Origin of the sequence: Pseudomonas guariconensis (assembly GCF_040822035.1) — a bacterium.
GTDB classification, from domain to species: domain Bacteria; phylum Pseudomonadota; class Gammaproteobacteria; order Pseudomonadales; family Pseudomonadaceae; genus Aquipseudomonas; species Aquipseudomonas guariconensis.
Genome location: NZ_CP162012.1, coordinates 1154357 through 1167253, shown reverse-complemented (window position 1 = coordinate 1167253; position 12897 = coordinate 1154357). Strand labels below are relative to the sequence as shown.

The window sequence follows — 12897 nt, the reverse complement described above, 5'->3', positions numbered from 1 at the left end:
AGGTCTTCGGCAGTCAGGTTGGGGACAGGTCAGCCACGCTCACCGAGCAGCCATTCCAGCTGCACTTCGTGCTGGCCACGGTCGTCGGTCACGAACACGGTGCCTTCACTGATCATGACGTCCCACTTGATCGAGCGGGGCATGTCGGTGGCCAGAATCTCCAGCACGTCCTGGGGAACCGCGGCGATGCTGAGGTTCTTCAGGCCCTTGACCGCATCGACCACTTTGTTCTGCCACACCCGCAGGCTGCCGTAGGCCAGCAGACTGGTACGCTCGGTGCGACGCGAGCACCAGGTCAGGCGCTCGGCGTCCGGTTGGCCGACTTCGATCCAGTGCAGGACGCGGTCGTCCAGGCTCTTTTCCCACAGGGCTGCTTCGTCCACGTCGGACAGACCACGGCCAAATGACAGGTTCTCGTTGTACCAGAGCGCGTAGGCCAACAGGCGTACAGCCATGCGCTCCTCGGTTTCCGATGGGTGACGGGCGATGGTCTGACGAACGTTCTCGTACACACCGCGGTCGAGGTCGGTCAGATTCAGTTCGAACTTATAAGTGGTCGACGGCTGGGCCATGGGCGGGGGCTTCTTGCGAAATAAAAGTCACACAGTCTAACCGATCCCACTCTTCGTTGCGCCGCGGCAGTACCTGACGTCGACGACCTATGATAAAACCACGGGCTAAGCCCAGCTGCCACGGATGCCCCATGCCCACGCCAAGCAAACCCCTCGCCGGCCTGAAAGTGATCGAGCTCGGCACCCTGATCGCCGGCCCCTTCGCCTCGCGTATCTGTGCCGAGTTCGGTGCCGAGGTGATCAAGGTCGAGTCGCCCGACGGCGGCGACCCGCTGCGCAAGTGGCGCAAGCTGTATGAGGGCACTTCGCTGTGGTGGTTCGTCCAGGCGCGCAACAAGCAATCGCTGACGCTCAACCTCAAGCACCCCGAAGGCCGCGAAGTGCTCAAGCGCCTGCTGGCCGAAGCGGACATCCTGATCGAGAACTTCCGTCCGGGCGTGCTGGAAAAACTGGGCTTGGGCTGGGATGTGTTGCACGCGCTCAACCCGCGCCTGGTCATGGTGCGTCTGTCAGGCTTCGGCCAGACGGGGCCGATGAAGGACCAGCCCGGCTTCGGCGCGGTCGGTGAGTCCATGGGCGGCCTGCGTTACATCACAGGCTTCGAGGACCGGCCACCGGTACGCACGGGCATCTCCATCGGCGACTCGATCGCCGCCTTGTGGGGTGTGATCGGTGCGTTGATGGCCTTGCGCCACCGCGAGGTCAACGGGGGTCAGGGGCAAGTGGTGGACGTAGCGCTGTACGAGGCCATCTTCGCGATGATGGAAAGCATGGTGCCGGAGTTCGACGTGTTCGGCTTCATCCGCGAACGCACCGGCAACATCATGCCCGGGATCACGCCTTCCTCCATCCACACCAGCGCCGACGGCAAGCATGTGCAGATCGGCGCCAATGGCGATGCCATCTTCAAGCGTTTTATGCAGGCCATTGGCCGCGACGATCTGGCCAATGATCCAGGCCTGGCCACCAACGACGGGCGTGACCTGCGCCGCGACGAGCTGTACGGCGTGATCGACCGCTGGGTCAACAGCCTGCCGCTCGAAGAGGTCATGCGGGTCCTCACCCAGGCCGAGGTACCAGCCAGCCGCATCTATTCGGCCGAAGACATGTTCAGCGACCCACAGTACCTGGCTCGCGAAATGTTCCTCCAGGCCAAATTGCCCGATGGCAAGCCGTTCAAGATGCCAGGCATCGTTCCCAAGCTTTCGGACACGCCAGGCTCCAGCGAGTGGGTCGGTCCGACCCTCGGCGAACACACCGAGTCGGTATTGACGCGCCTGGGCTACGACGCCGCCGCCATCGGTCGACTGCGCGAAACCGGTGCGGTCTGAACGCCCACCGATGCGCGCAATCGCCAGGCACTTGCTTGGGCTGCTGATCATCCTGTGTGGGATGTTGCCGACCATGGGGCAGTCCAAGGAGCGCTTGATCTGGCTGGTGCGCGATCTGCCGCCTTTCACCATCTTCGAAGGCACGGCCAAAGGCCAGGGTGTCGTTGACAACCTGCTGCCGCGGCTGATCGCGCAGATGCCTGAGTACGATCACAGTATCGTCAGGGTGAACCGTGCACGGGGCCTGCAGATGCTCCAGGAGCCCAGCTTTACCTGCGATCCGACGCTGCTATGGACGCCTGAGCGCGCCAAGTTCGTGCGCTTTTCCATCCCTTCGCTGGGGGTATTGAGCAGCGGATTGGTGATACGCAAGCAAGACCAGGCGGCCCTGGCCCCGTTTCTCGACAACCAACAGGTCGACCTCAAAAGCCTGCTCAGCCAGACTCCACTCAAGCTGGGCATCGTCGCCGAACGCAGTTACAGCGTTCAAATCGACGAAATCCTCCGAGAACTACCCGACACGGCCTTGAGCCGCCATTACGGCAATGAAGCTACCGCCAATTTGCTACAGATGCAGCGCTTGGGCCGTCTGCAGCTGGTGTTGGGCTACTGGCCGGAAATCCGCTACTTGATCCAGGCTCAGGGCAACAACCCGGATGAATACGCCTTCCACCCGATCCAGGGCGTAAACCGCTACCAGTTTCTGCATGTGGGCTGCTCCGATACGGTTCTGGGACGCGAGGCCGTCCGTCATATCGACCAACTGCTGCTCACCCTGCGTCGCGAGACACTGCCAGCGTTTTATGCTCGCTGGCTGGCCCCGGAAGAGCACGAACAATACTTGATCGATAGCCAGCACTTTTTCGGCACCCAGACCGAAAGCGCCGAGAAGTACTGAAACTGCCTCGACTGGCTTTAAAAAAAAGAAACCCCGGGCGCAGGAAGGAACACCCAGGGTCGAACGAAAGTCAGGGGGACTTTCCGGAACAGCCTTGAGCACCGGAGCCAAGTGCTGTCGAACTGCTCTTAAGGATTCTGACGAAACCTTCAGGCAAAGGTTCCGGAAAATGCTCGCTGATGCTGCAAGGCTGCGATTACACAGGGTTGCAGACGCCCCTCGGCGATTTGCAGGTCTCGGTGCAGGCCGTCAACCAAGTCAACCAGCAGGCGCTGGTCCTGGAGCTGATGCGGGCTGACCGAACGCCTGAGTGTCACGTCACCCTGTTGATCGATCACGGTCAGTTGACGGTTGCCGCTGGCGTCTGTTTCGCCGAGCAGGGCCTGGTAAGGGGTCAAGGCGTCGTTGAGCAGTTTGCAGATTCTTTCCATCCGGCGTACTCGCTGTTCGTGGAACCTATCGGAACTGACCACCAGACGCCCTGCAAAGTTCGTTCATGCCGCGCCGGTATCAGTGAGCATGCGCGGGGTACATGACAGTTTGAATATGCCCCTCGACTTCATGATGGATACGCTCCAACGCCCGCTGCAACCTCGGCATCACCAACGGCCAGGACAGCTCACCGATAACCCGAACCCCCTGGCGCCTAGCCTCCCGGGCCAGGCCTTCGTCATGGTCGATCGATTGTCCGACGAACAACAATGCACAGGGTTGCTGCGCTTGCGCCACCTGCCGGAGCAGTGTTCGCCCGTAATGTACCGGCAAGCCGTGATCGAGGATCAAAAGGTCGATGATGCCCCGCTGAGCCAGACAATCTTTTGCCTCGGCCAGGTTCTGGGCCACGCGCACATTGAAGACGCCTTGGGCATTGCAGGCCTGATGCAGCGAGATATCGTGGGAAGGTCGTGCGTGAATCAGTACGTTGAGCCAATGCATGAACCGCTCCTGGAGTAGCACTATGCCCATATGGACGGGCGAGCCACTCTAAAAGCCCCATGCGGCGGCTGGAATAGGAAATTACTTAAGCTTCTAAAGAAAGATCTGACTCATCTTTTGCAGACGAGTAGGAAACCGTCTGGGGCCGCTGCGCGACCCCGAGCGGGTTGAATCTTAGAGCGGTTTACCGCGGTTGCCATGCTGGGCGACGAATGCCTGGACAGCCTTCAGATCGTTGGCCAGGACCGTGCAGCGTTCGTCACGGCTGAACAGGTCGCTCAGGTGCGCTGGCAGCTCAAGGGCTTTGCCGACGCCTGCCTTTTCCACCGCTTCCGGGAACTTGACCGGATGCGCGGTACCCAGGACAACCATCGGCGTATCCAGGCTGCGACGGCACTCACGGGCGGCCTTGACGCCGATCGCAGTGTGCGGATCGAGCACCTCACCGGTGGTGGCGAACACCTCGGCGATGGTCTGGCAGGTTTGCTCGTCGGTCACGGCCAGCGAATCGAACAGCTTGCGCGCCTCGGTCCAACGATCCTGTTCGACACTGAAGCCGCCGCCCTGCTTGAAGCGCTCCATCAGCTCGGCGATGGCGGCGCCGCTGCGCCCGTGCAGGTCGAACAGCAGGCGTTCGAAGTTGGAGGAGACCATGATGTCCATCGACGGCGACAGCGTCGGGTGCAAGGTGTCCTTGACGTACTGGTTACCGCTCATGAAGCGATGCAGGATGTCGTTGCGGTTGGTCGCCACGATCAGTTGGCTGATCGGCAGGCCCATGTTGCGTGCCAGGTAGCCAGCGAAGATATCGCCGAAGTTGCCGGTCGGCACAGAGAAGGCCACCGAACGGGCCGGGCCGCCCAGCTGCAGCGCCGCATGGAAGTAGTAGACGATCTGGGCCATGATCCGCGCCCAGTTGATCGAGTTCACCGCCACCAGACGGGTGCCCTTGAGGAACGACTGGTCGGCGAAGCTGGCCTTGACCATCTCCTGGCAGTCGTCGAAGTTGCCTTCGATGGCGATGTTGTGGATGTTGTCGCCGAAGATGGTCGTCATCTGGCGACGCTGCACTTCCGAGACACGCTGGTGCGGATGCAGGATGAAGATGTCGACGTTGTCGCAGCGGCGGCAACCTTCGATGGCGGCCGAACCGGTGTCACCGCTGGTGGCTCCGATGATCACCACGCGTTCACCGCGCTTGGCCAGGACGTGGTCGAGCAGGCGGCCGAGCAACTGCAGGGCGAAGTCCTTGAACGCCAGGGTCGGGCCGTGGAACAGCTCCATCACCCACTCGTTGCCCGCCAGTTGGCGCAGCGGCGCCACCGCGGCATGGGCGAACTCACCATAGGTTTCTTCGAGAATCTTCTTGAAGTCGGCGTCAGCGATGCTGCCATCGACGAACGGGCGCATCACCCGGAAAGCCAGCTCGTGGTACGGCAGGCCAGCCCAGGAAGCGATCTCTTCCTGGGTGAAGCGTGGCAGGTTCTCCGGCACGTACAGACCGCCATCGCTGGCGAGGCCCGCCAGCAGGACGTCTTCGAAATTCAGGGCCGGTGCCTGGCCACGGGTACTGATATAGCGCATGGGTGCAAACCTTTGGTTTGAGCGGCCCGTTTGAGATGCAAGCTAAAAGAGATGCCGACCGGCGTTGCTCTCGTGCTTTGCGTCTCGCCCTTGCCGCGAATTTACTCTGTTCGAAGCCTCAACACCGCACTGCCTTCATTTGCAGCTTGCAGCCTGAAGCTTGCCGCTTAATTGAGCTGTTCGACGCGGATACGCACGACTTTGCCGACCACGTCCTGCAAAGCTTCCAGGGCGACGATGGCGTCGTTGATGCGCTTTTCCACCACTCGGTGGGTCAGGAGGATCATCGGCACCAGGCCGTCCTGCTCCTCGGCTTCCTTCTGCATGATCGACTCGATGTTGATACCACGCTCGGAGAGGATGCTCGCCACTTGAGCCAATACGCCCGGGTGGTCCTTGGCCTGGATGCGCAGGTAGTAGGCACTTTCACAGGCTTCGATCGGCAGGATCGGGTGAGCCGACAGCGAGTCGGGCTGGAAGGCCAGGTGTGGCACGCGGTTTTCGGGGTCGGAGGTCATGGCACGGACCACATCGACCAGGTCGGCGACCACCGAAGAGGCGGTCGGCTCCATGCCGGCGCCGGCGCCGTAATACAGGGTGGAGCCGGCAGCATCACCGTTGACCATGACAGCGTTCATCACGCCATTGACGTTGGCGATCAGACGATCATTGGGAATCAGGGTCGGGTGGACACGCAGCTCGATGCCAGCGTCGGTGCTGCGGGCCACGCCCAGGTGCTTGATGCGATAACCCAGCGCCTCGGCGTAATTGACGTCGGCGGTGGTCAGCTGGGTGATGCCTTCGGTGTAGGCCTTGTCGAACTGCAGCGGAATGCCGAAGGCAATGGAGGCCAGGATGGTCAGCTTGTGGGCAGCATCGATGCCTTCGACATCGAAGGTCGGGTCGGCTTCGGCGTAACCCAGGGCCTGGGCTTCGGCCAATACGTCGGGGAAGGCACGGCCCTTGTCACGCATCTCGGTGAGGATGAAGTTGCCGGTGCCGTTGATGATGCCCGCCAGCCAGTTGATGCGGTTGGCAGACAGGCCTTCGCGGATCGCCTTGATCACCGGGATGCCGCCGGCCACGGCTGCTTCGAAGGCAACAATGACGCCCTTCTCGCGGGCCTTGGCGAAGATCTCGTTGCCATGCACGGCAATCAGCGCCTTGTTGGCAGTGACCACGTGCTTGCCGTTCTCGATGGCCTTCAGGACCAGGTCGCGGGCGATGGTGTAGCCACCGATCAGTTCGATGACGATATCGATCTCGGGGTTGCTCGCGACTTCGAACACATCAGCGGTAATGGGGGTACCGGTAATCTGGCAGTTCGGGTTCTGCGAGCGCATGGCGATCTGTGCCACTTCAATACCGCGCCCGGCACGGCGGGCAATCTCCTCGGCGTTGCGCTGAAGTACATTGAAGGTTCCGCCACCGACGGTCCCCAACCCACAGATGCCTACTTTGACCGGTTTCACTGTGAACTCCCCATTGAACGGCCGGCACCTGCGCCGACCGTGAAACATGCCGTCTCCCCATGGTGACGGCGTACTGATTGAATTACTTGGCAGCCTTGCCGTCGCTGGCCAAGGCCAGCTTGGCGACCTGCGGTGCCGGCTGGTAGCCCGGGATCACCTGACCGCTCTGCAGGACGATCGCCGGCGTGCCGTTGACGCCGATCGACTGCCCGAGCTCGAACTGCTTGCTGACCGGGTTGGCGCACTTGGCGGCCTTGATTTCCTTGCCATCGATCATCTTGTCCAGCGCCGCGCGGCGGTCACTGGAGCACCAGACTGCCTGCAACTGCTCGTCACCTGGCGAGCCGAGGCCCTGGCGCGGGAAGGCGACATAGCGCACCTCGATACCGCGGCGATTGAGCTCCGGCACTTCAGCATGCAATTTGTGGCAATACGGGCAGGTGGTGTCGGTGAAGACGGTGATATGCGACTTGGTCTCGCCCTTGGCAGGATAAACCACCATTTCGGCAGCTGGAATGCCGTTGATGAGCTTGGCGATGCCCTGGCGTTCGGTCTTCTCGGTGAGGTTGACCGGCTTGCCATCCTGGATCTGGTACAGGTACCCCTGCATCACGAACTGGCCATCGCCACTGGCATACAGGACACGACCACCTTGCAGCTTGACTTCATACAGGCCGTTGACCGGGCTGCTGGCGACGCTTTCGACTGGCACTTCCAGCGCAAGGGTCTTGAGGGTATTACGAATGGCCTGCTCGGCACCGGCGCTGGCATCGGTGGCCGCGGCGACGGCAAAAGTACTGGCCAACGCCAGGGCGGCGGCGGCGAAAATCTGGGTCACGCGCATGGGGTACTCCTGAAGGCGGACGGGGCCGGAGGATGTCGATCCGCGGCAAAAACGCGGCGAGTGGACGGCCCTTGATGCAAACCGTCCAAGCCTACCACAACAGGCTGATGCTAAATGCCCTCTCAACCTCCATAGGTCGGAACATGAAAATCATTCATCCACGAGGATGGTGCTGGGCATGCAGCTGCTGCAACCGTGCCTTTGCGACATGGGTATAGATCTGGGTGGTGGACAAGTCACTGTGACCGAGCAACATCTGCACCACACGCAAGTCGGCCCCATGATTGAGCAGATGCGTGGCAAAAGCGTGGCGCAAGGTATGCGGCGACAGCGGTTTGTCGATGCCGGCAACCCGCGCCTGATGCTTGATGCGGTGCCAGAAGGTTTGGCGGGTCATCTGCTCCCCGCGCTGGCTGGGGAACAGCACATCGCTCGGGCGCCCGTTCAACAGGTCGTTGCGGCCGTCGCGCAAGTAGCGTTCGAGCCAGGTCACCGCCTCTTCGCCCATCGGCACCAAGCGCTCCTTGCTGCCCTTGCCCATCACCCTCAGAACCCCCTGGCGCAGGTTGACCTGATCGAGGGTCAGGCTGACCAGTTCGGTCACTCGCAGGCCACAGGCATAGAGCACTTCAAGCATGGCCCGGTCGCGCTGACCGATGGCTTCGGCCAGGTCCGGCGCCTGCAACAGGGCCTCGACATCGTCCTCCGACAAGGATTTGGGCAATGGTCGCCCCAATAGCGGCATTTCCACTTGCAAGGTCGGGTCGACGCCTACCAGCTTTTCTCGCAGCAGATACCGGAAGAAGCCACGCAGACCGGAGAGAAAGCGTGCCGTGGAGCGCGGCTTGTAGCCTTCCTCCAGGCGCCAGGCCAGATGGTCCAGAATCAGGTCACGGCCGGCATCAGGCAAAGCCACGCCGCGCTCTTGCAGCCAGCCGTTGAATAGCGCCAAGTCGCTGCGATAGGAGACGCGGGTGTTGTCGGACAGGCCTTTTTCCAGCCAGAGGGCATCAAGAAACTGGTCGATCAGGGGATGGTCGAGAGCGGGCATGAAAACTCGGTGGCAAACGGTGCAATGGCGCTTAGTCTTTCATAACAACGATGGCATAGGGAGCCCATATGAGCGAACAGCAGATTCTCCTGAGTTTCGGTGGTATCGGCGCGGCCGCCCTCGCCTGCCAATGGCTGGCCTGGCGCCTGAAACTGCCAGCGATACTCTTTCTGCTGCTGTGTGGAATTCTGGCCGGGCCCGTGCTGGGCTGGTTATCGCCGCAGCAACTGTTCGGTCCGCTGCTGATGCCACTGGTGTCCCTGGCCGTAGCCCTGATCCTGTTCGAGGGCAGCCTGACCCTGCACTTGTCCCAATGGCGCGAGATCGGCAGCGTAGTGCATCGACTGGTGACGGTGGGTGCCTTGAGCACCTGGCTGGTGATCGCCCTCGCCACCCACTGGTTACTGGGCTTCGAGTGGCCCCTGGCGATCCTCTTCGGCACCCTTACCCTGGTCACAGGCCCGACCGTGATCGTACCAATGCTGCGAGTGGTGCGACCCAAGGCTGCAATCGCCAATATCCTGCGCTGGGAAGGGATCGTCATCGATCCGATCGGTGCGCTGCTGGCAGTGGTGGTCTATAGCTTCATCATCGCCCGTACCGACGGTGACGGGCTGAGTCAGAGCCTGGTGACCTTTGCCGGCGTGATTTTCTGCGGCAGTACCCTGGGCGCCGCGGGTGGCTGGCTGCTGGGCCAGATCATGCGCGCGCAATGGCTGCCAGAGTACCTGCACAATCTGGCGTCGCTGGCAGCGGTGCTGGGCATCTTCATCGCCGCCAACCAGATCGTCCATGAGTCGGGACTGCTGGCCGTGACGGTCATGGGTATGTGGCTGGCCAACATGCCCGGCGTGGATGTGCGGCAGATCCTGCACTTCAAGGAAAACCTCAGCGTGCTGTTGATCTCCGGGCTGTTCATTCTGCTGGCCGCCCGCCTCGACCTGCATGCACTGCTGGCACTGGGCCCAGCGGTGCTGGCATTGCTGCTGGTCATCCAGTTGCTGGCCCGGCCGCTCAATGTCTTGTTGTCTACCTGGGGCTCGAACCTGAACTGGCGCGAGCGCCTGCTGCTGGCCTGGATCGCGCCACGGGGCATTGTCGCAGCAGCCGTTTCGGCGATCTTCGCCATTCGCCTGGATGAAGCCGGCCACGAGGGTGCACTGCTGCTCGTCCCTTTGACCTTCGCGGTCATCATCGGCACTGTGGTTTTGCAAAGCGCCACCGCAAGGCCACTGGCCCGTCTGCTCAGGGTGGCCGAGCCTGCCCCAAGCGGCTTTCTCATCGTCGGCGCCAACCCGCCAGCCCGCGCCATTGCAAAGGCCTTGCAGCAATTGGGCAGCCGGGTGTTACTGACCGATTCGAGCTGGGAGAATATCCGCGCCGCGCGCATGGATGGGCTGCCGACTTACTTCGGCAACCCAGCGTCTCAGCACGCCGACGCCCACCTGGACCTGGTCGGCCTGGGCCATCTGCTGGGCCTTTCGCCCGCCGGTGAACTCAACGCCCTAGCCTGCGCACGCTTTCGCCATGACTTTGGCCACAATCGATTGTTCGTATTGGCCAGTGGCCTGGAAAAGCAGCGCAGCGACAAGCACCGTGCCAGCGAGGAGCATCGCGGCCAGCTGCTCGGTTCGAGCACGATGACCTATGGGCAACTGGCCAATCGCCTGCATCAAGGCGCCGAGCTGTACAGCACCCACCTGACCGACAGTTTCAACTGGCAGGACTACCAAGCGCTGCATGGCGAACGCGCAACCTTGCTTTTCGCCCGTGACAGCAACGGCTGGGTCCATGTCGCCAGCCCGGACTCCCCTCTCAAGCCCCAGCCTGGCTGGACCTTGGTGGCACTGGTGGAGGCAGACCTGGAGGCGACTACCAAGGTCGAGGCGCAGACCGTGGATCAGTGAGCGGGAAGCACGGGCACCGGCCGCTTGTCCTCATCGATGGCGACGAAGCTGAACACACCATGGATGGCCCGATCGCGGCCATCCAGGTACATGTTCTCGACAAAGACATCCACCTGTACCTGCAGGCTGGTATTGCCGACCTTGATCACCGTCCCCACCAGCTCGACGATCGAGCCCGCAGGAATCGGGTGTTTGAAGTCGATGCGGTCGGTCGACACGGTCACCAGCGGCAAACGACAGAACCGCGTGGCGGCGATGAACGACACTTCGTCCATCCAGGCCAGCGCAGTACCGCCGAACAGGGTGTTGTGGTGGTTGGTGGTGCTGGGGAAGACAGCCTTGGTTACGCGGGTCACCGACAGTTCGGTGCGGCGCTGGATTTCCTGATCTCGAGGGGTGGTCATGAAGGGCTCTTGTCGCAGGGGCTTGAAAGCGGTGTCGCCTGATTCGCGGGGAGCCCTGATTCCACAGGGTTGGCGCAATCGTGGTGGGGGCAGGTTTACCCGTGAAGAAGCTCACACCGCCAATACAGAAATTCAAAAAGCAAAAAAGCAGCCCGAAGGCTGCTTTTTTTCTCGCAAGGTGGCCACTGGGGCCACCGGTCAAACGGCACTCAGGCCAGTTTTTCCTTGATGCGAGCGGCTTTGCCGGACAGGTCGCGCAGGTAGTACAGCTTGGCCTTACGCACGTCACCACGACGTTTCACGGACAGGCTGTCGATCTGCGGGCTGTAGGTCTGGAAGGTACGCTCTACGCCAACGCCGCTGGAGATCTTGCGCACGGTGAAGGCGCTGTTCAGACCGCGGTTGCGCTTGGCGATAACGACACCTTCGAACGCCTGCAGACGGGAACGATCACCTTCCTTCACTTTAACCTGGACGACAATGGTGTCGCCTGGTGCGAAGGTTGGGATTTCCTTGTTCATCTGCTCGGCTTCGAGCTGCTGGATGATCTTGTTGGTCATGCTGTGCTCCTAAGGCGGATAACTCGATCCACCATCGATACGTTAACTATCGTCCCGCTCGCGGAGATATTCCTCGAGCAGCTTCTTCTCTTCTCCAGAAAGCGAGCGACTTTCCAGAAGATCGGCGCGTCGTTCGAAGGTCCTACCAAGGGACTGCTTCAATCGCCAACGCCGGATGTGTGCATGGTTGCCACTAAGCAACACGTCGGGAACGCGCTGATCCGCATACACCTCCGGTCGGGTGTAGTGCGGGCAGTCGAGCAGACCGTCGGTGAAGGAGTCTTCCTCCGCCGAGTCCACATGCCCTAAAGCTCCGGGCAGCAGTCGCGTAACCGCATCGATCAGTACCATGGCCGGCAGCTCGCCACCGGAAAGCACATAGTCACCAATCGACCACTCTTCATCGACATGAGCCTCGATAAAACGCTCGTCAATGCCTTCGTAACGACCGGCGATCAGGATCAACGATTCCTGTTGCGCCAAGTCTTTGACCGCCTGCTGGGTCAGCTTGCGGCCTTGTGGCGAGAGGTAAATCACCTTCGCCGATGCTCCGGTCGCTTGCCTGGCGCTGGCCAGGGCGTCTTCCAGAGGCTTGATCTTCATCACCATGCCCGGACCACCGCCAAACGGCCGATCATCCACCGTGTGGTGACGATCAGTGGTGTAGTCCCGCGGGTTCCAGCAGGTCACGTGCAGCAACCCCTGTTTCACCGCGCGGCTGGTAATGCCGTACTCCGTGATGGCCGAGAACATCTCGGGGAACAACGTGACGACTTCTACGCGAAGGTTACCCATCGTTTAGAAATCCGCGTCCCACTCGACCCGCATCACACCTGCTTCCAGGTCGACTGCCAGCACGCATTGCTCCGTATAGGGCAACAGTCGCTCGCGATCATCCAGGCTGCCTGCGCAAGGCTTGACCACCATTACATCGTTCGCACCGGTCTCCAACAGGTGATCGATCTTGCCGAACAGTTGTTCGTCCTGATTGATGACCTTCAGACCTACCAACTGGTACCAGTAGTACTCGTCAGCGGCCAGGTTGGGCAAAAGGCTCCGCGGAATGCAGATTTCATAACCGCTCAGAAGACGGGCTTCATCACGATCATCAAGGCCCTTCAGTTTCACGACCAGGCCCTTTTGGGAGCCACGACCGTTGACCAGCTCGACCTGTTTTACCTTGCCTTCGTGCCGAAGCGTCCAGCGCGGATAATCCAACAGGTTTTCAATCGGATCGGTAAAGGAATACACCTTCACCTCGCCGCGAACGCCGTGAACCGAAAAAATCTTGCCGACGACAATGAGAGCGTCAGCGTTTTCTGGCGTCGCGTTCATACT

14 protein-coding genes are annotated in these 12897 nt (G+C 61.3%); 3 read left to right on the top strand and 11 right to left on the bottom strand.

Annotation, left to right across the window (positions count from 1 at the left end):
- Nucleotides 1-29: 29 nt before the first annotated feature.
- Nucleotides 30-572, bottom strand: a complete 543-nt coding sequence (locus tag AB1N67_RS05245) for a YaeQ family protein (RefSeq protein ID WP_043212483.1) — start codon at nucleotides 570-572, stop codon at nucleotides 30-32.
- Nucleotides 573-703: 131 nt separating this feature from the next.
- Between AB1N67_RS05245 and AB1N67_RS05240 the strand changes: the two genes are divergently transcribed.
- Together AB1N67_RS05240 and AB1N67_RS05235 are read left to right on the top strand one after the other, a co-directional pair.
- On the top strand, nucleotides 704-1903 hold the full coding sequence (locus AB1N67_RS05240; RefSeq protein ID WP_090346722.1) for a CaiB/BaiF CoA-transferase family protein: 1200 nt from the start codon (nucleotides 704-706) through the stop codon (nucleotides 1901-1903).
- Nucleotides 1904-1913: 10 nt separating this feature from the next.
- The gene (locus tag AB1N67_RS05235) at nucleotides 1914-2801 is read left to right on the top strand and encodes a TIGR02285 family protein (protein ID WP_197853355.1); all 888 of its coding nucleotides are present in this window, start codon (nucleotides 1914-1916) and stop codon (nucleotides 2799-2801) included.
- A 149-nt stretch (nucleotides 2802-2950) separates the two neighbouring features.
- Here AB1N67_RS05235 and AB1N67_RS05230 read toward each other — a convergent pair whose 3' ends face one another.
- The 6 genes from AB1N67_RS05230 to xerD form a co-directional block, all read right to left on the bottom strand.
- On the bottom strand, nucleotides 2951-3232 hold the full coding sequence (locus AB1N67_RS05230) for a DUF3509 domain-containing protein (RefSeq protein WP_043212477.1): 282 nt from the start codon (nucleotides 3230-3232) through the stop codon (nucleotides 2951-2953).
- A gap of 79 nt (nucleotides 3233-3311) precedes the next feature.
- Complete coding sequence (locus tag AB1N67_RS05225; protein ID WP_043212476.1) at nucleotides 3312-3737, bottom strand: response regulator; 426 nt, start codon at nucleotides 3735-3737, stop codon at nucleotides 3312-3314.
- A 174-nt stretch (nucleotides 3738-3911) separates the two neighbouring features.
- Nucleotides 3912-5321 (bottom strand): threonine synthase, encoded by a 1410-nt coding sequence (gene thrC / locus AB1N67_RS05220; protein ID WP_043212473.1) that lies wholly within the window; start codon nucleotides 5319-5321, stop codon nucleotides 3912-3914.
- Between the two features lie 167 nt (nucleotides 5322-5488).
- Nucleotides 5489-6793, bottom strand: a complete 1305-nt coding sequence (locus tag AB1N67_RS05215; RefSeq protein ID WP_043212471.1) for a homoserine dehydrogenase — start codon at nucleotides 6791-6793, stop codon at nucleotides 5489-5491.
- A gap of 82 nt (nucleotides 6794-6875) precedes the next feature.
- Nucleotides 6876-7637 carry a DsbC family protein gene (locus AB1N67_RS05210; RefSeq protein WP_043212468.1) on the bottom strand — a complete coding sequence of 254 codons (762 nt, stop codon included), beginning with the start codon at nucleotides 7635-7637 and terminating at the stop codon, nucleotides 6876-6878.
- Between the two features lie 154 nt (nucleotides 7638-7791).
- Complete coding sequence (gene xerD, locus AB1N67_RS05205) at nucleotides 7792-8688, bottom strand: site-specific tyrosine recombinase XerD (RefSeq protein ID WP_182817325.1); 897 nt, start codon at nucleotides 8686-8688, stop codon at nucleotides 7792-7794.
- Nucleotides 8689-8756: 68 nt separating this feature from the next.
- Here xerD and AB1N67_RS05200 point away from each other — a divergent pair, with 68 nt between their 5' ends.
- Entirely contained in the window at nucleotides 8757-10595 is a 1839-nt protein-coding gene (locus AB1N67_RS05200; RefSeq protein ID WP_043212465.1) for a sodium:proton antiporter, read from the top strand.
- Here AB1N67_RS05200 and AB1N67_RS05195 read toward each other — a convergent pair.
- From AB1N67_RS05195 to rimM, 4 genes are all read right to left on the bottom strand, one after another.
- Nucleotides 10589-10999, bottom strand: coding sequence for an acyl-CoA thioesterase (locus AB1N67_RS05195; RefSeq protein WP_043212463.1), 411 nt, complete (start codon nucleotides 10997-10999; stop codon nucleotides 10589-10591). The two genes, AB1N67_RS05200 and AB1N67_RS05195, sit on opposite strands and share 7 nt — an antisense overlap.
- A 209-nt stretch (nucleotides 11000-11208) precedes the next feature.
- Nucleotides 11209-11559 carry a 50S ribosomal protein L19 gene (gene rplS / locus AB1N67_RS05190; RefSeq protein WP_043212460.1) on the bottom strand — a complete coding sequence of 117 codons (351 nt, stop codon included), beginning with the start codon at nucleotides 11557-11559 and terminating at the stop codon, nucleotides 11209-11211.
- Between the two features lie 42 nt (nucleotides 11560-11601).
- Nucleotides 11602-12354: a tRNA (guanosine(37)-N1)-methyltransferase TrmD gene (gene trmD, locus AB1N67_RS05185; protein WP_043212458.1), complete on the bottom strand. Its 753-nt coding sequence runs from the start codon at nucleotides 12352-12354 to the stop codon at nucleotides 11602-11604.
- Between the two features lie 3 nt (nucleotides 12355-12357).
- Entirely contained in the window at nucleotides 12358-12894 is a 537-nt protein-coding gene (rimM, locus tag AB1N67_RS05180) for a ribosome maturation factor RimM (RefSeq protein WP_070574704.1), read from the bottom strand.
- Between the last annotated feature and the right edge of the window lie 3 nt (nucleotides 12895-12897).